Origin of the sequence: Brevibacterium oceani, assembly GCF_013623835.1 — a bacterium.
GTDB lineage: Bacteria > Actinomycetota > Actinomycetes > Actinomycetales > Brevibacteriaceae > Brevibacterium > Brevibacterium oceani.
This window is the reverse complement of sequence record NZ_JABKDE010000001.1, coordinates 76,106-95,966: the sequence shown is the minus strand read 5'-3', so window position 1 is coordinate 95,966 and position 19,861 is coordinate 76,106. Positions and strand designations below refer to the sequence as shown.

The window sequence follows — 19,861 nt, the reverse complement described above, 5'->3', positions numbered from 1 at the left end:
GACCGTTCAGTCCACTCGGTACCCGAAGCCGCGGACGGTGGTGACGAAGTCGGTGCCAAGCTTCTTGCGCAGATACCCGATGTAGACGTCGACGACGTTTGAGCCGGGGTCGAAGTCGAATCCCCACACATGGGAGAGCAGCTGTTCGCGGGAGAGGACATTGCCGCAGTTGCGCAGCAGGATCTCGGCCAGGGACAGCTCCCGTGCGGAGAGTTCGACGAGACTGCCCCCGACCCACGCCTGCCGCTTGAGCAGATCGATGCGCACCTCGTCGCGAACGAGCTCCGTGACCTCCTGCTCCTGCGGGCTCTCCTTGAGCCGCAGCCGGACCCGTGCGAGGAGTTCAGCGAAGCGGAAGGGCTTGATCATGTAGTCCACGGCCCCGGATTCGAGAGCGTAGATCGTGTCGTCCGGGTTGTCCCGGGCGGTGAGCACGAGCACGGGCAGCTCGGGTCGCTGTGCTCGGAGCTGCTTGAGCACACTGAAACCGTCGAGCCCCGGCAATCCGATATCGAGCACGACGAGGTCGAAGTCCCCGGTCAGAGCCAGGTCTCGACCCGTGATCCCGTCGGCGGCGATCTGCGGGCGAAAGCCTGCGGCGGTCAGGCCCTTGGAGATGAATGCGGAGATCCGCTGTTCGTCCTCGACCACGAGAATGCTCTTCACTTCTGTCCTTTCGGCAGGCTCTCCTTCGGCAGACCTCCGTGCAGGGGCGGCGCCGTCGGCAGGATCATGCGGAATTGGGCGCCGACGGAGGTCTGGTCGAGCACGACCGTGCCTCCGTGCGCCTCGGCGATGGCAGAGATGATCGAGAGTCCCAGACCGAAGCCCTGGCCCTCGGTTGATCCGCGACGGAAGCGGTCGAAGATCTCGGCGGCGATCTCCTCGGGGACACCTGAGCCCTCGTCGCGCACCCAGATGTGGACGTCGTCCTCATCCCGGCGGGCACCGAAGATGATCGCCTGACCCGCCTCGGTGTGGCCCACGGCGTTCGCCGCCAGCTGGAGCAGGGCCTGGGTGAGGCGCTGCCGGTCGGCGGAGAAGCTCAGCGTCTCCTGCACATCGAGTTGCCAGTGCCGGTCTCCGAGGCCTTTGGCCTTGGCCAGCGACTCTTCGACGAGGGCGCGCAGATCGACGGTGTCGAAGCGGACGAAGTCGGGGCGGCCGGCGCGGGCGAGGATGAGCAGCTCTTCGACGAGGCGGCCCATCCTGTCCGTCTCGTCAAGCAGCATTGTGCGTGTCTCGTCGACGTCGGCGACGTCGCTGGAGTCCATGGTCTCGAGGTGTCCGCCGAGAATGGTCAGCGGAGTGCGCAGCTCGTGTCCGACATCATCGAGGAACTGACGCTGGGTTTCGAATGCGGCCTCTAACCGGTCGAGCATCTCGTTGAAGGTGTGCCCGAGTTCGGCGATGTCGTCATTGCCCTTCGTCGCCAGCCGGCTGCTGAGGTCACCGCCGGAGATCGACTGGGCAGTCTGCCGCAGCTCGGTGACCGGGTGGAGGAGCCGGCGTGCGAGGATCGCCGAGATCCCTGAGATGAGGAGAGCTGCTGCGAGCGCGACGATCATGTAGATCTGCATGAACTGGGAGAGGCCGGAATGACTGGCCGTGACATTGTGGACGACGACGAAGGCACCGCCCCCGTTCGTGTTGCCCGGTTGGCCGACACCGTCGATCTCTCCCACATCGGTTGGATTCTTGCTGGGGCCCGCCGAGGAACCAGGCGACCGGCTCTCACGTGGTGTCCCCGAGGTCGCCGACGATCCCGACTCGGCATTCGCACCGGTGTCCGAAGTCTCTTCGGTGCCACCAGCGATGGGAAGTACATAGCCTTCGTAGCGGTCCCCGTCGACACTCAGTTCGATCTCACCTCCCTGGGCGGCGGCCCCGGCGACGGCTTTCTCCAACCCTCCGGAGGCGGTGATCAGCCCTTCCGGCTCACCTTGGTAGAGCACCCGCCCATCGGGAAGGAACGCGAAGAGCGTCTCATTCTCATCGGGCTGGTTCTGCGCAAGGAACTGGGAGAGGATCTGGTCGACCGAGCTGAAGGGCCGGTTTGTCTCAGGGTCGACTCCGTTCTGCGCGAACGACCTCATCTCAGCGATCTCCTGCGCCATGGAGGCCGAAATCCGACTGCCGACACTATTGGACTCGACGGTGTAGAGGATGACTCCGACAACGGTCAGGGTGAGTACGGACAGGGCTGCCACGGCGATCGTCAGACGGTTCTGGACGGTCAGCCGGATGCGACGGTCAGTCGTCATCGTCGTCGTCCACGTCGTCGTCCACGTCGTCGTCATCATCATCGTCCGCGTCGTCATCCACGTCGTCGGGGACTTCGCGTGGAGGGTTCGGCACCGGCTCGTAGGAATGCTCGATCTCACCAGGGGCTTCGGACCCGTCGGATCCCGTTGATGTCGAGCCAGAATCAGGTCCGTCGCCGGAGCTGTCAGTGTTCGTGCGGTCATTCTTCGGCTGACCGGACCCGTCGGAGCCGCCGCTCGACTCGGTGGGCTCGGGTGTCACCTCGACAGGGGTGAGATCCGGGGGTTCGGGCTGAGCGGTGCTGCGGACGATGATGAGCGTCAGAGCAGCGAGCACGACGACGAGACCGGCGATCACCCAGCCGAGAATCTTCGATTGTCCACCCACGTCCTCCACATTGCCCAAGCCCGTAGTCTTTGTCGAGCCGCGGCCGATGAGAGTCTTCTTAGATGGGCCGTTCGGGTGCTTGTGATAGCGTGAGCGCCGACCTCTCAGACGACCGGCAGGAGCCCGATGAGCGACGAGCGCGTGGACCGCGACGAGGCCGAGGACCAGCCGAAGGAAAGTCCCTGGGCGGCGATCAAACCGTGGCAGGGCAAGGCAGCCGGGCTCGACAAGCTGCTGCTGTTCATCATCATCGGAGTCCCGCTCATCTACCTCGGACTCATGCCGCTGCGGCCGTGGATGCTCGTCCACGCTCCGGTCGTGCAGGAGTTCATCAATGGGGCGAAGACCTCGATCGTTGCGGCGGCCGCCTATGCCCGCATCGGCGAGATCCCGCTGTGGCTGGTCATCGTCGCCGGCTTCATCGGCATGGCCAAGCTCGACTGGGCGTTCTGGCTCGCCGGTCGCCGCTGGGGCGATGGAGTGCTCCGGCTCTTCGCGCAGAACGAGCGTCAGCTCAAGCGCATCAACCAGCTGAAGAAGATCCCGAATTGGGCGCTGTTCCTCATGACGGTGATCTCGCGCTGCCCGGGCATCCCCGGCACCCTTGTCTACATCGTCGCCGGCTGGACCCGGATGCGTCTGTCGCTGTTCCTCATCGCCGACCTCATCGGCTGCCTCCTCTTCACCCTCATCTGGACGGTGCTGGGCTATCAGCTCGGCGAGGCCGCCGTCGACATCCTCGAGATCGTCGACAAGTACGCCTGGTGGCTGACGATCGCCCTCATCGTCGGCATCTTCGTCCTCAGCTTCTACCGGGAGTACCGGAAGCAGAAGAAGGCGGAGGCAGCCGAGGAGGCCGCCGAGGACTGAGTCAGACGACCCGGGACTGAGTCAGGCTCCGAAGGACAGGAACGTCTCACGCATCCGCTGCGGGTCGGCCTTCTGTCCGCTGAAGAGTTCGAACGCGTCGATGGCCTGATTGACGGCCATCCCGGAACCGTCGAGCGTCCGGCATCCCTTGGCCCGGGCCTCGGCGAGGAACTGTGTCTCGAGTGGGAAGTACACGACGTCGGCGATCCAGGTGTCGGCGCCGAAGACCGTCGTGTCGACGGGGGTCCCCGGATAGGCTTTCATCCCCACCGGGGTGGCGTTGACGATCCCATTCGCCGAGGCGGCCGCCTCCTCCAGCTCATCGAGTCCGATCGCTCGCGCCCGGGTTCCGACCGAGTCCACCCGTCCGATGTCCGCGGCCAGGCCGGCGGCACGATCAACATCGGTGTCGGCGATGATGAGCCCACCCACGCCGAGCTCGGCCAGGGCGAACCCGACGGCACGACCGGCTCCACCCGCGCCGATCTGCACGACCGCCTCGGTGGCGGCACCGTCGAGGCCGGCACGGAATCCGGCGGCGAACCCGGTGACGTCGGTGTTGAAGCCCTTGGTCGCACCGGTCTCGTCGATGACGACGGTGTTGACCGAGCCGATGCGAGCGGCCACCGGATCCACCTCGTCGAGGAGGCCGATGACCTGCTGTTTGAACGGGTGCGTGATGTTGAGCCCGTCGAATCCGAGGCGGATCGCCGCGGTCAGCAGCTCCTCCAGGCTCGCGTCGGCGCGCTTCGGTTCGGTGACGTCGATGGTCCGGTAGATCGTGGGGATGGAGTGCGCGGCACCTTCGTTCTCGTGCATGCGCGGGGTCCGGGAGGCGGAGATTCCGTCGCCGATGAGTCCGAGGAGGAGGGATGAGGTCATGGTCTCGCTTTCAGGAACGGATGAGGGGTGGTCAGGACTGCTCGCCGAGGAGGTCGATGAGGACCTCCAACGCGTGGACGTAGCCTTGCGCGCCGGCTCCGGCGATGACGGCTGCGGCCAAGGGTGAGAGGTAGGAGTGGTGTCGCACGGTTTCACGGGCGTGCGGGCTGCTCAGGTGCACCTCGATGATGGGGTGGTGATACGACTTCAGTGCATCGTGGAGGGCGAGGGACGTGTGCGTGTACGCTCCCGCGTTGATGATCGCTCCGACGGTGGAATGCCTCGCCTCGTGGACGGCGTCGATGAGCCCGCCCTCATGGTTGGACTGGATGCAGCGGGCGGACAGCCCCGCCTCGGCGGCGGCATCGGAGCACATCTGCTCGATGTCGGCCAAGGTGGTGCGGCCGTAGATCTCGGGCTCGCGCTCACCGAGGAGGTTGAGGTTGGGTCCGTTGAGGATGAGGACTTCTTCCATGGTCACCTCGGGAATCGGGCGGCGACGGCCGCGGCGGTCTGGGTCAGTTGGGGCACGAGTGTGATGAGTTCGTCGAGGCTGCGGCGGAAGACGGGGGCGGCCAGCGCCAGTGCGGCCAGCAGCCGGCCGTCGAGGTCGAAGACGGGTACGGCGAGAGCGTTCATGCCGATGTCGTTCTCCTCGGACTGTCCGGCCCATCCGGTGTCGCGGATCTGTTCGAGTCGGCGTCGCATCTGTTCGGGGTCGGTGATCGAGTTCGGGGTCCGGGCTTCGAGGTCGATGGCGTCGATCGTGGCGTCGGCGTTCTCATCGTAAGCGAGCAGGGCCTGGCCGATCGCCGAGGTGTGCAGCGGGGATTCGTCGCCGGGATCGGTCGTCGTCCGAAACTGCGGGCCGTCGACCGTGAGCACGGTCAGCGCGGCGTTTCCGCGGCGGACGGCGAGGATGCTCGACTCCCCCGTCGTCGCGGTGAGGTCGACGAGCAGGTCCTTGGTCGCACCGGAGAGGCCGCGGCGGTGGGCGACCTTCTGTGCGAGTCGGAACACCTCCATGCCGATGGTGTAGATCTTCGTGCGCGTATCGAAGTCGGCATAGCCGGATTCGACGAGGCCGCCGAGGAGTCGGTAGGCCGTCGAGAACGGGTGGCCGGTGGTCTCCGCTGCCTGCGCGGCGCTGATTCCCTCTGGGTGGGCACCGAGGAGATCGAGCATCTCGAAGGTCTTCGTCACCGAGTTCGAGCCCTTGGGCGGCATGTCTCGCCTCCTTGCGTTGCTGCTGTTGGTGGGTGATCGGCTGCCGTCAGCGAGGCTGTTCCTCACTGACCCACGTTGACAGGCTATGTCATGTCGATCACACTGTAAACCACAATGTAACAACGATTGCCACACTATGGCAATCGACAGTCCGTATCGATGGCCCACCGACGGTCCACGAGGATGAGAGATGCGAGGAAGCATGAGCGAAGCGATCGAAGAAGCCCGCCCGACGAAGACACCACTGCGCGCGGCGTTGTCGAGTTGGACCGGCTCAGCCCTCGAGTACTACGACTTCGCGGTCTACGGGACCGCAGCGGCGCTGGTGCTCAACACTCTGTTCTTCCCTGAGACGACTGCTCCGGGAATCTCCATCCTCTTGGCCATGGGCACCGTCGGAGTCGCCTACGTCGTCCGCCCCCTGGGCGCGCTCATCATGGGCCCGCTCGGCGACCGCTTCGGCCGCAAGTTCGTGCTCATGCTCACGCTGTTCATGATGGGCATCTCGACCTTCCTCGTCGGCTGCCTGCCGACCTATGAGCAGGTCGGCATGCTCGCTCCGATTCTGCTCGTGCTCTGCAGGGTCATCCAGGGGCTGTCGGCCTCGGGCGAGCAGGCGAGCGCGATCTCCGTCTCGCTCGAGCACTCGGAGGAGAAGAAGCGGTCGTGGACGACGAGCTGGACGCTGCACGGCACTCAGGCCGGAACCCTGCTGGCCACCGCGGTCTTCATTCCCTTCACCGCATTCCTGCCCGAGGAGGCACTGTTCAGCTGGGGCTGGCGCGTGCCGTTCTGGCTCTCCGCGGTCGTCGTGTTCACCGCCTGGGTGATCCGCCGCGGCCTCGAGGAGCCGCCGGCCTTCAAGGAGTCCCGCGTCGACAACCCGCCGCTCATGCAGGTCTTCCGCTGGCACAAGGCAGCAGTCGTGCGTGTCGCCGTGTGTGCCATGGTCAACACCGTGAACATGGTCTTCACCGTATGGTCGCTGTCGTTCGCCACCTCGATCGTCGGACTCGAGCGCTCGACGATGCTGCTCGTCTCGGTCACCGCCAATGGTGTTGCACTGCTGGCGATCCCGACCGCGGCTCTGCTCTCTGACAGGTTCGGGCGCAAACCGGTGTTCATCACCGGCGCCGTCGGGTCGGGACTGATGATGTTCCCGTATCTGGGTGCGGTCTCTGCCGGGAACTGGACGCTGATCTTCGTCTTCGGTGCCATTATGTCCGGCTGTGCGTACTCGCTGGCGAACTCGATCTGGCCGTCCTTCTACGCCGAGATGTTCCCCACCACGGCACGAGTGACAGGATTGGCCCTGGGAACCCAGGTCGGATTCGCCGTCTCCGGCGGCCTGGCTCCCGTGCTCGCCTCTGCCGTCGCCGGCGCAGGAGGAGAGAATTGGGTATCGGTCGGCGCCTTCACCGCGGGTGCCTGCATCGTCGTCGGACTGGTTGCGATGACGGCGAAGGAGACGAAGGGACTGAGCTTGGAAGAAATCGACACCGCCCATGAGGAAAGGTCACGATGAGAACATCGATTGCCACGGTGTGCCTGTCCGGCACACTCGACGAGAAGCTGCGCGCCGCCGCTCAGGCGGGGTTCGACGGGGTGGAGATCTTCGAACAGGATCTCATCGTCTCCCCTGACTCCCCCGAGGCGATCGCCGCCCAGGCCGCCGAGCTCGGACTCACCCTCGACCTATTCCAGCCCTTCCGTGACTTCGAAGGCGTTGACGAGGAGCAGTTCGGTGCCAACCTCGCCCGCGTCGAGGCGAAGTTCCGACTGATGAAGCGCCTGGGCATGGACACGATGCTCCTGTGTTCGAACGTCGGCACCGCCACCATCGGCGATGACGGCATCGTCGTCGAGCAGCTGCGACGCCTCGGTGACCTGGCCGAGCGCTACGGGATCGACGTCGCCTATGAGGCGCTTGCCTGGGGCCGGTTCGTCTCCGAGTACGACCGCGCCTGGGACCTGGTCAAGGCTGCCGATCATCCGCGCATCGGAACTTGCCTCGACAGCTTCCACATCCTCTCCCGCGGCACGGATCTGTCCCGCATCGCAGAGATTCCGGGCGAGAAGATCTTCTTCCTCCAGCTCGCCGACGCCCCGGCTCTGTCAATGGACGTACTCAGCTGGTCCCGCCATCACCGGGTCTTCCCCGGCGAAGGTGCCTGGGATCTCACCGACTTCCTCACCCGGGTGGCGCTGACCGGGTACGCCGGGCCGGTCTCACTCGAGGTGTTCAACGACTCCTTCCGACAGGCCGATACTCAGCGCACCGCGGTCGACGGCCTGCGGTCCCTGCGTTGGCTCGAGGCGGCGACCGCGGATCGGGTGGCGGATCGGGGCGCGGCGACCGGTGCAGGGTCGACCGGAACTGCCGCGGTCACTGACGGCCCGTCCGAGCAGGACGACCCGGGCCAGGTGCATCTCGATCTGCAGCGACTGCCCGAGGTCGCCGAACCTCGCGGCGTCGACTACGTAGAACTCGACACCGACGACCTCGGTGCGCTGACCCGACAGATCCATCAGCTCGGCTTCCGCTTCGTCGGGTTCCACCGCACGAAGCCGCATGTGCAGCTGTGGCGTCGCGGACAGGCGCGCATCGTCGTCACCGAGTCGACCAGTACCGATGCGATGAGTGTCGATCCGGCAGTTTCGACTGCGCCCTCCTCGTCGGCAATCTCGACCTCGTCTGCTCCCGGCACTTCTGCCGACGTCGCCACGGCACCTATCGGCTCGGGGACCCACCTGCGCGGGATCGGCTTCGCTGTGGCCGATGCCGATGCCGCCATGGATCGAGCGATCCTGCTCCAGGCGACCGAGGTGCCCCGCGATCAGGCTCACGACGAGGAGATCCTGCGCGGAGTCTTCGCGCCCGACGGTTCCGAGGTCTTCTTCGGCGACGGGACGGGCGTCGACCCGACGTGGACCGAGGAGTTCGGCAACGTCCCGGATGACCGCCGTTCGGCCATCGACCACGTCAACCTCGCCCAGCCTGCCCACCACTACGACGAGGCCGTGCTCTTCTACACCTCGCTGCTGGCCCTCCATGCTCAGGCCTCGAACGATGTGCCCAGCCCCTCGGGTCTCGTTCGTTCGCAGGTGATGGCAAGCTCCGACGGCGCAATCCGGATGCCGCTCAACCTCGCACCGCGGTCAGCCGAATCCTCGGCGACCGGCGACTACCCCGAGCACGTCGCTCTGGCCTGCGATGACATCTTCACGGCAGCCGCAACCGCAGTCTCACGAGGTCTGGACTTCCTGCCTGTCCCCGAGAACTACTACGAAGACCTCGAAGCGCGCTTCGACCTCATGCCCGAACTTCTCCAGCGGCTGCAGGAGAACAACATCCTCTATGACCGGGACGACCGAGGTGAGTTCCTCCATTTCTACACCTCGACGATCGGGTCGGTGTTCTTCGAGATGGTCGAACGTCGCAATGACTACCAGGGATACGGCGCCCCGAACGCCCCGGTGCGGTTGGCCGCACAGCACCGGCGCAACACGGGGCGCTGACCCGGCCGGGTCGGAACGACACCGAACCCGGTCGGCGCTCAGCCGTTCGTCCTAGTCAGAAGGGGGCTGCGCCGGTCGTTCCCGGCAGCGGATACGGCGCTGCCCAGTCAGGTTCGTCCTCGTCTGCTGGCGCGAGCTCTCCCTTGGGTTCGAACGTTCGCTGGGATTCGAGCGCCTCCTCGGATTCGAAGGGGGCAGTACTGTATTCGGGTTCGAAGATCGACGCCCACTCATCAGCTTCATGGCGAACTTCGGGGTCATACGTCCCAGACCACCAATCCGGCTCCTCGTCGAGTGCGTCGTCCAAGAAGTATGGCAGAACGAGTTCCTTGCGCTTCGGGTCCGGCCGGAGCCGACGATGCGAGATCTGCCAGACGATCTGCTTGACCACCCTGTCGTCGACATCGAGGTAGTCAGCCGTCGCTGAGATCAGTTCGAGCACCTCGTCGTCCGTCATCCGAGGGTAGCTGCCGAACGGCCAGCCGAAGAATCCTCTCACCCGGTGGTCGATCTCGAAGTGATCGGACCCGGCGACCATGAGCAGTGCTCGCCAGGAGATCCCCGATTTCTGACTCGGCAGCTCCCTCCAGGCACGGGCCACCTCGTTGGCATGCCGCCCGGTCGACGGTTCGTCACCGACCGCGGCGAGGAGGTCGTCGACGGTGTCGATGCCGTGATCGGCCATCAGCCGTGTGGCACGGTCGACGACCTCGGCCCTGAGCATCGCTCCGGGTTGGGTGTGGGCGGGCTTAAGGTTGCAGATCACCTCATGCGCCCACTTCTCAGATCCTCCGGCTGCGGCGATCGAATAGCGCAGCGACTTCGCCCCGTCGGTGCCGCCATGCCTGGCGGTGTACCGGCCGACGACGTTGTCGATCGCGGTCGGATGGGAGCCCGTCATGAAGAGCGCGTCGAGGATGCACAGCGCGAGGCTGTTCGGGTAACTGATCGAGCGCGGCTTGCCGTTCTCGTCGAGGAATTCTTCGCAGCGATACGCCAAGCTGCGGATGCTTCTGGTCCTGATCTCCATTGTTCTGACCTTCCGTCATGCGCCGCACCCTGCGACGCGTCGCTTCCGACTCCGATGACGGAAGCATGAGACGAACATTAGACGAAAGCACTGACATGGCCTGCTCGCCACAGAATAGAACATCAATAATTTATAGTCTCATCTGCGACAATACGAATTCTCGAATTGCAGCGCGCAGCGATCCCGCCTCACTGCAGTCACCGAAGTGGGAACTGCAGGCGGCCCCAGTCTTGGCACGCATGAACGCCTCTGGCATGGTTGAGGCATGAGCACAGACGAGATCATCATCGACGGCCCCCTGGCCCGCGCAACCCGGATCCTCTGCCAGATCTCGGCGAAGCATGTGGCGGCCCAGGCCGAGATCGAGAAGTCCCAGCTGAAGGACTACGAGAAGGGGCGCGAGGACCTCACTGCAGAGCAGGAGCGTCGCCTCATTCTCGCCCTTGAGTACTACGGTGCGCGATTCATTCCCGACGGCAAGGACGGCGGCTACGGCGTGCGATTGAAGTTCGGCCGCGCGAAGGTCCGCGCCATCGAACGCTGGGAGGACGAAGGCGGCACACCCGGCGCCGACGACGTCTGAGCGTCGATCGCAGGGGAAGAGCCGCCTCGGCGAGGATATTCGGCCCTGAAATGACGACTGTGGCCTCGATCCTGCTCAACGCAGGCTCGAGGCCACAGGTGCATCCGTCGGCACCGGGGAACAACCTCGGCGACGATCATGGTCACCGGCGGATATCCGCCGGTGAAGTTCAGTTCCGGCCGATGAACTCGAGGTTGTCGACGACGCGGTTGGAGAAGCCCCACTCGTTGTCGTACCAGGCCACGACCTTCACGTGCTTGCCGTCGACGCGAGTGAGCGCGGCATCGAAGATCGACGAGGCTGCCTGACCGACGATGTCGGAGGAGACGACGGGCTCGGTCTCATAGTCGAGGATGCCCTTGAGCTCGCCGTCGGCGGCCTTCTTGTAGGCGTCGAGGACCTCATCGCGGGTGACCTCGCGGGACACGGTCGTGTTGAGTTCGACGATCGAACCGACCGGGACCGGGACGCGGATGGCGTCGCCGCTCAGCTTGCCGTCGAGCTGCGGGAGGACGAGGCCGATGGCCTTGGCGGCGCCCGTCGAGGTGGGGATGATGTTCTCGGCGGCGGCGCGGGCACGACGGGGGTCCTTGTGCGGGCCGTCCTGGACCATCTGGTCGCCGGTGTAGGCGTGGACCGTGGTCATGAAGCCCTGCTCGATCCCGGCGACGTCATCGAGGACCTTCGCCAGCGGCGCCAGCGCGTTCGTTGTGCACGAGGCGTTGGAGATGATCGTGTATTCGGGCTTGTAAGCCTCGGAGTTCACTCCGTAGGCGAGGGTGACGTCAGCGCCCTTCGACGGGGCGGAGACGAGGACCTTCTTGGCTCCCGCGTCGAGGTGGGCACGGGCCTTGTCGGCCTTGGTGAAGCGGCCGGTGGACTCGAGCACGATGTCGATGTCGAGCTCACCCCACGGCAGCTTGGCCGGATCCTTTTCGGCGAAGACCTTGACGGTGCTCCCGTCGATGACGATCGAGTCGTCAGTGGTCTCGACGTTGTGGTTGAAGCGTCCGAGAGTGGTGTCGAACTTCAGCAGCCGCGCGAGATCGTCGACGGGGCCGAGATCATTGATGGCAACGACCTCGAGGTCGCTACCCCGTTCGGTGAGGGCACGCAGGGTGGCGCGTCCGATGCGACCGAAACCATTGATGGCGATGCGAGTCAATGTCACTCCTTGAACACGGGGTTTGTTCTGATATCTCCATCATGGGCCGTTCGGGAGCTTGGCAACAGTGGCCAGACAGACAATCTACGCAAGGTTCTCGCCAGTTCATTTGCCAGAAGTCGCAAGTATCGCGCCAGCGCGACTGAGGTCACGCTTCGCCGGCCCCGGTCCACTCGTGAGGCGCCCCCGGGATCACCCCTGAAAGGAGTGCCGGTAGTCGTTCGGAGAGGTTGAGAGGATGCGTTGGAAGTGCATGCGCAGGTTGGCTCCTGTACCGAGTCCCACCTGGTCAGCGATCTGCTCGATGCCCAGGTCGGAGTTCTCCAGCAGCTCCCTGGCCAGATCGACGCGAGCACGGAGAACCCACTGCATGGGCGTGTATCCGGTGTCTTCGACGAAGCGACGGGAGAAGGTCCGCACGGAGACCCCGGCAGTGGCGGCGAGTTCGCGCAGGGTGATCTTCTCCCCGATGTGCTGCAGGGCCCATTCGCGGGTATCGGCGAAGTCGTCGCCGAGCGGGTCGGGCACGCTGCGCGGGACGTATTGGGCTTGGCCGGCGCTGCGGTAGGCGGCGGCGACGAGCCGCCTGGCGACCTGGTTCGACAGTCCCACGCCATGGTCGCTGCGGATGAGGTGGAGGCACAGATCGATCGCCGAGGCGGCTCCGGCCGAAGTGAGCAGCTGTCCTTCGTCGATGAAGAGGACGTTCTCGTCGACCTCGATCGAGGGGAACCGTCGCACGAGTTCTTTCGCCGTCGACCAGTGCGTAGTTGCGCGGCGGCCGTTGAGCAGGCCGGTGCGGGCAAGGACGAAGGTTCCCGTCGAGATCGCGGCGATCCGCGCGCCTCGTTCGAACGCCGAGAGCAGCGCACCGATGACGGCGGCGGGTGGTTCGTGTCCGACCGCCGAGGTGGCTCCGGGCACGACGACCGTGTCCGCGGTCTCCAGCGCCTCGAGTCCGCGAGCGACGAAATAGCCGAGGCCGTCCGGGCCGGTGACCGTGCCGGCGGTGACGCCACAGATCTCGACCGCATAGGGCCAGATCCCGGCGGGGACCGCCCCGGCTCGCTCGCCGACCGGCACTGCCGATGGCAACTCCCCCACGACCGCGGCAGCCATCTCACCATCGACTGTGGATCGGGCGGGTGGGGCCACCTCGGTGCGGGTGCGTGCCGTGGCGGCATTCGATTCGGGGCCGAAGACCTGGACGGGGACGCCGAGGTCCATGGCAGACACCCCGTCCAGCGCGAGCACGACGATGCGGTGCGGGCGCGAACGGGGTGACCTGCGTGGGGTGGTGCGGGGCTCGTCAGTCATGATCGCCTCTCAGTGTAGCGATCCGGCCTTGCTCCGGGCCGCGACGTTTCCGGTGGTGACGGCACCGCCGAAACCCGTCCGGGTCGCGATGGCCGGGAACGATAGCTCCGCGCCGAGGTGAGCCTCAGTGTTCGTGGGTGCCGGTGAGCTTGAAGCCCAGGCGACCGTGGGCGAAGGCTCCCCCGGCTCGGATCGCCGAGGCGGTCCACGCGGTCTCGGCGAGTTCCGTTTCGGTGGCGCCGGCCTTCACCGCGGCGTTGGAGTGCGCGTCGATGCAGTAGGCGCACTGGGTGGTCAGACCGACGGCGTAGGCGATGAGTTCGCGGTACTTCAGCGGAATCTCTCGGCCCTCGGGAGCAAAGACGGCGTTGTTGAACTCGCCGAAGGCCTTGAGGATATCCGGGGTGGTCTCCTTGTACGCCTTGTCGTACTTGCCGTCGTTCTCACGGTCGAAGAAATCGGTCATCGTGGTGCCTCCTGTGATCGGTGTCATTCCGATCCTCACGCTACCCAGTCACCGAGGCGACCGCCATGGGTTCGTCACACCGAATTTCGTCGACCTGCTGTGGCCCCTCGTCTGACCGTCGACCGATTGTTTGGTCGTTCCACCGCGTTTTCGGCGACGAAACCACGGCGGATCGACCAAACAACTACCTTCCGCGAGGTGGGCGGAGACGAGAGGGGCGTCAGTAGAGAGTGGTCTGGGCGATGAGCGGAGTCGCGTCGAAGTTCGGCGCGGGCGGAGTCTGCGCCGCCGGAGCAGGAGCAGTTGCCTCCGGGGCGGCAGCCGCTTTCTCCCAACCGGGAGCAGAACCTTCCGGAACCACCTCGCCGGGCCCGACCGCCTCGGTGATGGCTTCGAACATGGCCAGGGTCCCGTGCTGGGCGGCCAGGCTCACCGGCTCCGGGTCACTCGAGAGTTTGACGCCGATGGTCTGGGTGGCGCGGTCGATGTAGAGCATCTGGCCGTGGATGCCGATGCCGATGACGATGTCGCGGTTGGCCGACGGCAGCCAGAACTGGCTGCGGTACATCCCGCCGGGATACGACCGCCCCGATGGGGAGGCGGCGAAGACCTTCGCGGAGTCTGCGGCTCCGGTGAAGATGTCCTCGACCCATTCTGCCGACAGCACCCGTTCACCGCCCGAGGTCGTGCCGCCGCGGGCGATCATCTCGCCGAATCGGGCGAGGTCGCGCAGGGTGGTGCTGATCGCACCGTCGGCGATCGATCCGCCCCACCGGTCCTGGCAGACCTGGGCGGCGTGGGCGGCGCCGATCTTCGACCAGACGAATTCGCTGGCGACGATCGAGAACGGTTGGCCGGTGACCGCCTCGGCGATCCAGGCGAGGACGTCGGTCTCGCAGCTGCGGTAGACGAAGGCCGCTCCGTGTTCGCGTTCGCTGGTCAGACCGGTGAGGAAGTTCTTGATTCCATTCGCCGAGGTGGCCGTCCGCGGCGCGAAATCGACCGCCTCGAACAGGGCCCGGATCTCCGAGCCGTCCTCGAGGTATTCCTCGGAGAACTTGATGCCCGAGCGCATGTCGAGCAGGTCCCGGATCGTCGCTCCCGCATACCCGGACTCGGACAGGGCGGGCACGTGTGTGGTGACGAGTTCGGTGGGGCGCAGCAGGCCCGAGTCGGCGAGCGCGCCGATGACGGTGGCGACGATGGACTTGCTCACGGAGAAGAGCATGTGCTGGCGGGCGGGCTTCATCGGCCAGGCGTATTCCTCGGCCAACGCCACTCCGTTCCGGGTGACGAGCCAGGCGTCGGTATGGGTGTTGGCGAGGACGTCGCCGACGGTGGTCCAGTCCTCGTCGATGGCCGGCCATTTCTCGCGGTCGATAGTCAGCGGACGGAAGTGGTTGTCCTCGGTGACGTATTCGCGGACCGGTCCGATGCCACGCGGGATTCCGCCGGTCGGGAAGATCTCCTGCATCCGGGTCAGTGCGAAGGCGAAGTACTCCGGCCACTTCCAGGTGTCGAGGTCGATGCTTTCGAGGACCGGTTCCGAGGGGTCGACGATGGCATCTTCGCTCGCCGAGGCGAGTTCCCCGACGTGCGGGAGAGTGTTGTCCACCGGCGCCGAGGCGGGGCTGGCGGGTGCGGCAGGATCGCCGGAAGCCGCGGTGGCGGCACTCTCACTGGCATCAGCACCAACACTTGCGTCGATGCCCTTCGTATTGCCCGACAGTGCGCCGATGCGACGGTTCGGTGGGGTCGCCGGACGAGGCGGAAACGTTTCGCCTTCGCCTGCCATGTCACCTCCACTGCATCGATCCGAACGGGGTCTGCACGTGCGCAGGGCTGTCCCGATGCGCAGGGAACAGACTACCCGGAGGAGGTGAAACTCCGTAGCGGAGTCGAGTCGATCCTGACGACGCAGCAGGTCTCGACCCGGCTCTGTCGGTGCCCTCACCAGGTGCGACGTCGCAGACAATTACCAATCAGTTATTCATCTGACATTCTGCGCTCGGCCGTCGTTTCGGTCGGCGGCGCTCTCCGCTAGTCTCGACTTCAGAACGATGCGCGCCGCTGCTGTTGCGAGGAGGACTGCCGATGCCGCTGAGAGGGATCGAGATCGATCGTGTCGCTGACAGTCTGACCATGGCGTGGGCTCTGCCGTCTGCTCCGACGGATGTATGGCGGCATCTGCAGAATGTCGAGTCACTCGACGAGTGGCTCGGCCGTCCGCTCGTCTTCAGTACCGAGGTCGGTGGCGAGATCATCATCGATCACGCCGACAGCTACCTGTGCCGCTCGGAGATCCTCACGATCGACGATTTCGCCGTGGAGGCGACGTGGGCGTTCCCCGACGAGCCGACGACAAGGATCGCGATCCAGCTCGCCGCGACTGTCGCAGACCGTTCCAACGGGGCGGGCGGATTCGCTTCCACCGAGGTGACCACCGAGGCGATCGACCAGACAGCCAGCAAGACGGCCGACGAGGCCGTCACAGAGGCGGCTGCTGCCGATGGTGCGCCTGCCCGTGACGATGCAGAATCGTCCACGACGCTGGTATTGCGTCATGATGGTCTCGGTTCGCTGATCGATTCGTACGCGACAGGCTGGTGCACCCACCTCACGTTCTTCGAGGCCTCTCTGGCGGGGATTCCGATCCCGGGCTCCCAGTTCTGGCCGCTGTGCACGACGTTCGATCAGCTGCTCGCACCTCACACGGAGTCGCAAGGCTGACAGCGTTCGCTGCAAATCAACGCGTTGCCGCGTGCAGGTCAGGCGGCAACGACCGCCCACATGGTCGTCGACTTCTCACCGGCGACAAGAACAGTGCTGTAGCCCGAGGTCAGCTCGTCGTACTCATCTGCTTTGTGCTCATCGACGAGTTCACCCGTCTCGGATTCGTAGAAGCTCGTCTTCTTATTGTCGGTGATGCGTGGTGGACGTGAGCAGGCCGAGCAACGGAGCCCAGAATGACAGCCGGCGCTACACCAGCCCCTGATCCTCGGCGACGCGGATGGCTCGGGCCCGCGAGTCCACCCCGAGCTTCGTGAACACGTTGACGAGGTGGCTCTTCACCGTCGCCTCGGTGACGAAGAGTTCCTGAGCGATCTTCGCGTTCGAGGCTCCGGTAGCCAGCAGTTTGACGACGTCGCGCTCCCGCCGGGTGAGCTTCGGGCTCGGATTGTGCATCGCGGCGAAGACCTTCGACGAGATCTCCGGCGGCATATAGGTCTCCCCCGTCGCTGCCCTCTCGATCGCTGTCGAGATGCCGCCCGGGTCGATGTCTTTGAGCAAGTAGCCCGAGGCCCCGGCATTGAGCGCGGCCACGATCTCAGAGTCGAGGTCGAAGGTGGTGAGGATGAGCACCGCCGGCGGGTTGTCCTTGGCTCGCAGCCGCTTGGTCACCTCGATGCCGTCGATCCCGTCTCCGAGCCGCAGGTCGCACAGGACGACGTCGGGGTCGAACTCGTCGACGACGGCGATGTGCTCGGGGGCGTCGATGACCGATCGCAGGCCCCGCCCGCACGACCGGGTGGTCGTCGACGAGGATCACTCGAATGCTCATGCGTTCTCTCCTGCGTCCGTATTCATGTGCCGACGATTGCCACCCTCGCCGAGGTGGCCCGTCGTGTCCGCGGCCGCACCGTCAGCAGGGGTACTGAGTCCTTCGCCGCGGGTGTGCAGCTGGGATTGGCTGGGCAGGGTCGCGGAGATCGCGAAGCCGGAGCCCGGGTTCGATTCGATGACGAGCTCCCCGCCGAGTTCGAGCAGAAGCGCCACGATGACGATGGTGACGATGAGCAGGGTGAAGTCGGCACCGTTGAACGCCGAGGCGATGTCCGCGCCGATCGCCGGACCGCCGGTGACCAGCAGGGACATGCCCGAGTCCTCGAGCTGACCGGCCTGTGAGTCATCGGCGATGAAGTCGCGGAGTCCATCGACGGTGTCCGCGGTGTCGGCGTTGTTGAGTCCGACCTCGATGGGGGCCATGAGCAGTGCGGCCCTGCCGTCGTCGCTCATGATCGGCCGGGCGCCGGAGCTGCCGGAACCAGCGTCACCGGAGCTCTTGGCGTCAGAGTCGCCGGAGTCCGACTTCTGCTGATCGGCGTAGTCGCTCAGCGTCGTGCCGAGTGTGCCCAGTTCCTTCTGCTCGTCCGAGCTGATGGCGGAGTCGTCGTCCTTCGAGGCGACGACAATGACGGACTGTTCGTCCGCATTCGGGAACTTGTCGAGGGTCTGTTGGACCTGCGTGGATTCGGAGTCGGTCGGAGCGGTCTCGTTGGCCCGGTCCTCCCCCGCTCCGGACAGGAGTCCGAAGAGGAGCGCGATGAGGACGACGACCCCGCCGAGGACGAACCAGGAACCGCGCTTCGATGTCAGTGTGCGTACGGTTGTCGCCAGCTGTCTGTTCATGACTCAAGTCCATCAATTCGCGGACCTGGGCACATCGCCGAAGAGTTCGGACCTGATCTCCAACTTTTGATGGAGAAATACTGCTGACCTCGGGCGATGCTTGAGGTAGAAGCTGCAGGGGCAGGGCGGGAGGATTGCGGGAAGGGCGGCGCTTGGCCGCCTCCGGGCGCGGCACCGAGGAGGCTCTGGGGACGTTCCGGGCGGTTTCGGGGAGACTCCGGGGAGGCCCCGAGTCTCACTTATCGGTTAAGTCGAAAAACATGTCGTGCACGACGCGTTCTTCGGGCTAAGCGATCAGTGAGAGCTCGTAGCCGCGCGGAGGAGTGGGTGCGTTTAGAGGTTCCGCGCGGACGAGCAGCGTTTCAGGCGAGCTCTCCGCCCGCCGCCTCGATCTCAGCCAGAGCCGCCTTCGACGAGTCTTCCCCGACGCCGACGACGAGGTCGGTGAGGACGCGGACCTTCACACCCGAGTCCAGTGCGTCGAGGGCGGAGGCGCGTACGCAATGGTCGGTGGCGATGCCGACGACGTCCACCTCGGTGACGGTGAGGTCGTGAAGAAGCTCACCGAGGCTGCTCCCCGTTTCCGTGGTGCCCTGGAAGGCCGAATAGTCGGGTCGGCCCTGGCCCTTGCGGACGTGGTGGGTGATGGGCGCGGTGTCGAGCAGCGGGTCGTAATCGGCCCCGGTGGTGTCGGCGACGCAATGGACGGGCCAGCTGTCGACGAAATCCGGGGTGTCGCTGAAGTGGCCGCCGTTGCCGCTGTCCGGATCATGCCAGTCGCGGGAGGCGATGACGCCGGCGTAGTCCCCGGCATGAGCGGCGAGGTGGCGCGTGATGCCTTCGGCCACGCGGTCGCCGCCGGTCACGCCGAGCGCGCCGCCTTCGGTGAAGTCGTTCTGGACATCGACGATGAGGAGAGCCTTGACCATGCTTCGAGCATAGGCGTTTCCCGCCCGATTGCCAGGGGTGCGCTGGGATCAGAGGTCCGTCGGATTCAGCGGCGCGTTGGAGTCAGATCCAGCCTCTGCCCGCGAAGATGCGGTGATAGATCTCGCGGAGCACCGACTGCTTGCGGGCGTTGTAGTCCGTGACGGTCTCGCCCGCAGCGTTCGCCTGCGCTGCCGAGGCCAGCTTCGCCGCCTGATACCGCTCACGATCGTCCGGGTGTGTCCGCAGGTGGTCGCGGAAGAGTCGCATGCGTGCCACCTCCGCGCAACGGGGCCCGAAGACGTGGACATTGCAGTGCATCTGACCCTGTGCCGGGTCGAGGCGTTTGAGCAGGCGGTGTTGATACCATGCCGACTCCCGGACGGTCAGGTCGAGCCCGATCGAGTTGAGCGCGGGTACGTAGTCGTCCTCGTGGCGGGGCTCGGTGACGACGAGCGCGATGTCGAGAATCGGCTTCGCCTTCAAACCCGGCACAGAGGTGGACCCCACGTGGTCGATGCCGACGAAGGAACCGGTTCGCGCGAGTAAGTCGCGAATACTGTCCGCGATTACGGCGTAATGTTCGGCCCACGCCGGATCATGTTCGACGATCTCGATCGTGGCCGGAGGTGTGCTCGGGCGGATCCAGAGGTCCGGTTCCGGAGCCTCGATGAACGTGACGATGTCGGCCACCTCGGCGAACATCGGGTCCGCGGGCAACGGATCGGTCGACTCACCGCCCGCTGACGTGGTCTCACGGCCGGGACCCCGGTCGTCTGATCCGTCAGCGGGCGGCTGGTTCATCGACGAGTC

Annotated in this window: 20 protein-coding genes; 5 read left to right on the top strand and 15 right to left on the bottom strand. The window is 65.6% G+C overall.

Annotated elements, in window-relative coordinates; all coding sequences use genetic code 11:
- Positions 1 to 6: 6 nt before the first annotated feature.
- The 3 genes from HK401_RS00415 to HK401_RS00405 are packed head-to-tail and all read right to left on the bottom strand — an operon-like array spanning position 7 to position 2,670.
- On the bottom strand, positions 7 to 666 hold the full coding sequence (locus tag HK401_RS00415; RefSeq protein ID WP_181272694.1) for a response regulator transcription factor: 660 nt from the start codon (positions 664 to 666) through the stop codon (positions 7 to 9).
- Complete coding sequence (locus tag HK401_RS00410; protein ID WP_258233888.1) at positions 663 to 2,321, bottom strand: sensor histidine kinase; 1,659 nt, start codon at positions 2,319 to 2,321, stop codon at positions 663 to 665. Before HK401_RS00410 ends, HK401_RS00415 begins: the two co-directional genes overlap by 4 nt.
- Entirely contained in the window at positions 2,254 to 2,670 is a 417-nt protein-coding gene (locus HK401_RS00405) for a hypothetical protein (protein ID WP_181272693.1), read from the bottom strand. Before HK401_RS00405 ends, HK401_RS00410 begins: the two co-directional genes overlap by 68 nt.
- Before the next feature lie 108 nt (positions 2,671 to 2,778).
- On the opposite strand from HK401_RS00405, the gene HK401_RS00400 reads away from it, so the two are divergent.
- Complete coding sequence (locus tag HK401_RS00400) at positions 2,779 to 3,522, top strand: DedA family protein (protein WP_181272692.1); 744 nt, start codon at positions 2,779 to 2,781, stop codon at positions 3,520 to 3,522.
- Positions 3,523 to 3,543: 21 nt separating this feature from the next.
- On the opposite strand, the gene HK401_RS00395 is transcribed toward HK401_RS00400, so the two are convergent.
- The 3 genes from HK401_RS00395 to HK401_RS00385 are packed head-to-tail and all read right to left on the bottom strand — an operon-like array spanning position 3,544 to position 5,631.
- Positions 3,544 to 4,404, bottom strand: a complete 861-nt coding sequence (locus tag HK401_RS00395) for a shikimate dehydrogenase (RefSeq protein WP_181272691.1) — start codon at positions 4,402 to 4,404, stop codon at positions 3,544 to 3,546.
- 31 nt (positions 4,405 to 4,435) lie between these two features.
- A complete protein-coding gene (aroQ, locus tag HK401_RS00390; RefSeq protein ID WP_181272690.1) occupies positions 4,436 to 4,879 on the bottom strand; it encodes a type II 3-dehydroquinate dehydratase in 444 nt (147 codons plus the stop codon).
- Between the two features lie 2 nt (positions 4,880 to 4,881).
- Positions 4,882 to 5,631 (bottom strand): IclR family transcriptional regulator, encoded by a 750-nt coding sequence (locus HK401_RS00385; RefSeq protein ID WP_181272689.1) that lies wholly within the window; start codon positions 5,629 to 5,631, stop codon positions 4,882 to 4,884.
- Between the two features lie 202 nt (positions 5,632 to 5,833).
- On the opposite strand from HK401_RS00385, the gene HK401_RS00380 reads away from it, so the two are divergent.
- Together HK401_RS00380 and HK401_RS00375 are read left to right on the top strand one after the other, a co-directional pair.
- The gene (locus HK401_RS00380) at positions 5,834 to 7,156 is read left to right on the top strand and encodes an MFS transporter (RefSeq protein WP_181272688.1); all 1,323 of its coding nucleotides are present in this window, start codon (positions 5,834 to 5,836) and stop codon (positions 7,154 to 7,156) included.
- On the top strand, positions 7,153 to 9,150 hold the full coding sequence (locus HK401_RS00375; protein ID WP_181272687.1) for a bifunctional sugar phosphate isomerase/epimerase/4-hydroxyphenylpyruvate dioxygenase family protein: 1,998 nt from the start codon (positions 7,153 to 7,155) through the stop codon (positions 9,148 to 9,150). The genes HK401_RS00380 and HK401_RS00375 overlap by 4 nt, the downstream gene beginning before the upstream one ends.
- Positions 9,151 to 9,205: 55 nt before the next feature.
- Here the strand turns inward: HK401_RS00375 and HK401_RS00370 are convergent, their stop codons facing one another.
- Positions 9,206 to 10,180 (bottom strand): DUF8548 family protein, encoded by a 975-nt coding sequence (locus HK401_RS00370; RefSeq protein ID WP_181272686.1) that lies wholly within the window; start codon positions 10,178 to 10,180, stop codon positions 9,206 to 9,208.
- A gap of 265 nt (positions 10,181 to 10,445) precedes the next feature.
- On the opposite strand from HK401_RS00370, the gene HK401_RS00365 reads away from it, so the two are divergent.
- Positions 10,446 to 10,763 carry an XRE family transcriptional regulator gene (locus HK401_RS00365; RefSeq protein WP_181272685.1) on the top strand — a complete coding sequence of 106 codons (318 nt, stop codon included), beginning with the start codon at positions 10,446 to 10,448 and terminating at the stop codon, positions 10,761 to 10,763.
- Between the two features lie 169 nt (positions 10,764 to 10,932).
- On the opposite strand, the gene gap is transcribed toward HK401_RS00365, so the two are convergent.
- From gap to HK401_RS00345, 4 genes are all read right to left on the bottom strand, one after another.
- Positions 10,933 to 11,928, bottom strand: a complete 996-nt coding sequence (gap, locus tag HK401_RS00360) for a type I glyceraldehyde-3-phosphate dehydrogenase (RefSeq protein WP_181272684.1) — start codon at positions 11,926 to 11,928, stop codon at positions 10,933 to 10,935.
- 192 nt (positions 11,929 to 12,120) lie between these two features.
- Positions 12,121 to 13,245 (bottom strand): GlxA family transcriptional regulator, encoded by a 1,125-nt coding sequence (locus HK401_RS00355; RefSeq protein WP_258233887.1) that lies wholly within the window; start codon positions 13,243 to 13,245, stop codon positions 12,121 to 12,123.
- A gap of 124 nt (positions 13,246 to 13,369) precedes the next feature.
- Positions 13,370 to 13,711: a carboxymuconolactone decarboxylase family protein gene (locus HK401_RS00350; protein ID WP_181272683.1), complete on the bottom strand. Its 342-nt coding sequence runs from the start codon at positions 13,709 to 13,711 to the stop codon at positions 13,370 to 13,372.
- Positions 13,712 to 13,931: 220 nt separating this feature from the next.
- The gene (locus HK401_RS00345) at positions 13,932 to 15,506 is read right to left on the bottom strand and encodes a serine hydrolase domain-containing protein (protein ID WP_181272682.1); all 1,575 of its coding nucleotides are present in this window, start codon (positions 15,504 to 15,506) and stop codon (positions 13,932 to 13,934) included.
- 299 nt (positions 15,507 to 15,805) lie between these two features.
- Here HK401_RS00345 and HK401_RS00340 point away from each other — a divergent pair, with 299 nt between their 5' ends.
- A complete protein-coding gene (locus tag HK401_RS00340) occupies positions 15,806 to 16,441 on the top strand; it encodes a hypothetical protein (protein WP_181272681.1) in 636 nt (211 codons plus the stop codon).
- 249 nt (positions 16,442 to 16,690) lie between these two features.
- On the opposite strand, the gene HK401_RS00335 is transcribed toward HK401_RS00340, so the two are convergent.
- The 4 genes from HK401_RS00335 to HK401_RS00320 form a co-directional block, all read right to left on the bottom strand.
- Positions 16,691 to 17,155: a LuxR C-terminal-related transcriptional regulator gene (locus HK401_RS00335; protein WP_309135899.1), complete on the bottom strand. Its 465-nt coding sequence runs from the start codon at positions 17,153 to 17,155 to the stop codon at positions 16,691 to 16,693.
- A 114-nt stretch (positions 17,156 to 17,269) separates the two neighbouring features.
- Entirely contained in the window at positions 17,270 to 18,121 is an 852-nt protein-coding gene (locus HK401_RS00330) for an MMPL family transporter (protein ID WP_181272680.1), read from the bottom strand.
- A 362-nt stretch (positions 18,122 to 18,483) separates the two neighbouring features.
- Positions 18,484 to 19,050, bottom strand: a complete 567-nt coding sequence (locus HK401_RS00325; protein WP_181272679.1) for an isochorismatase family protein — start codon at positions 19,048 to 19,050, stop codon at positions 18,484 to 18,486.
- 82 nt (positions 19,051 to 19,132) lie between these two features.
- A complete protein-coding gene (locus HK401_RS00320; RefSeq protein WP_219921631.1) occupies positions 19,133 to 19,852 on the bottom strand; it encodes a GrpB family protein in 720 nt (239 codons plus the stop codon).
- Positions 19,853 to 19,861 lie beyond the last annotated feature (9 nt).

Bases quoted from the DNA above. Each gene is read 5' to 3' on its own strand.
- HK401_RS00410 (WP_258233888.1), bottom strand. From the start codon at position 2,321: ATGACGACGCGGACGATGATGATGACGACGACGTGGACGACGACGTGG.
- HK401_RS00400 (WP_181272692.1), top strand. From the start codon at position 2,779: ATGAGCGACGAGCGCGTGGACCGCGACGAGGCCGAGGACCAGCCGAAG.
- HK401_RS00395 (WP_181272691.1), bottom strand. From the start codon at position 4,404: ATGACCTCATCCCTCCTCCTCGGACTCATCGGCGACGGAATCTCCGCC.
- aroQ (WP_181272690.1), bottom strand. From the start codon at position 4,879: ATGGAAGAAGTCCTCATCCTCAACGGACCCAACCTCAACCTCCTCGGT.
- HK401_RS00385 (WP_181272689.1), bottom strand. From the start codon at position 5,631: ATGCCGCCCAAGGGCTCGAACTCGGTGACGAAGACCTTCGAGATGCTC.
- HK401_RS00380 (WP_181272688.1), top strand. From the start codon at position 5,834: ATGAGCGAAGCGATCGAAGAAGCCCGCCCGACGAAGACACCACTGCGC.
- HK401_RS00375 (WP_181272687.1), top strand. From the start codon at position 7,153: ATGAGAACATCGATTGCCACGGTGTGCCTGTCCGGCACACTCGACGAG.
- HK401_RS00370 (WP_181272686.1), bottom strand. From the start codon at position 10,180: ATGGAGATCAGGACCAGAAGCATCCGCAGCTTGGCGTATCGCTGCGAA.
- HK401_RS00365 (WP_181272685.1), top strand. From the start codon at position 10,446: ATGAGCACAGACGAGATCATCATCGACGGCCCCCTGGCCCGCGCAACC.
- HK401_RS00355 (WP_258233887.1), bottom strand. From the start codon at position 13,245: ATGACTGACGAGCCCCGCACCACCCCACGCAGGTCACCCCGTTCGCGC.
- HK401_RS00350 (WP_181272683.1), bottom strand. From the start codon at position 13,711: ATGACCGATTTCTTCGACCGTGAGAACGACGGCAAGTACGACAAGGCG.
- HK401_RS00345 (WP_181272682.1), bottom strand. From the start codon at position 15,506: ATGGCAGGCGAAGGCGAAACGTTTCCGCCTCGTCCGGCGACCCCACCG.
- HK401_RS00340 (WP_181272681.1), top strand. From the start codon at position 15,806: ATGCCGCTGAGAGGGATCGAGATCGATCGTGTCGCTGACAGTCTGACC.
- HK401_RS00330 (WP_181272680.1), bottom strand. From the start codon at position 18,121: ATGAACAGACAGCTGGCGACAACCGTACGCACACTGACATCGAAGCGC.
- HK401_RS00325 (WP_181272679.1), bottom strand. From the start codon at position 19,050: ATGGTCAAGGCTCTCCTCATCGTCGATGTCCAGAACGACTTCACCGAA.
- HK401_RS00320 (WP_219921631.1), bottom strand. From the start codon at position 19,852: ATGAACCAGCCGCCCGCTGACGGATCAGACGACCGGGGTCCCGGCCGT.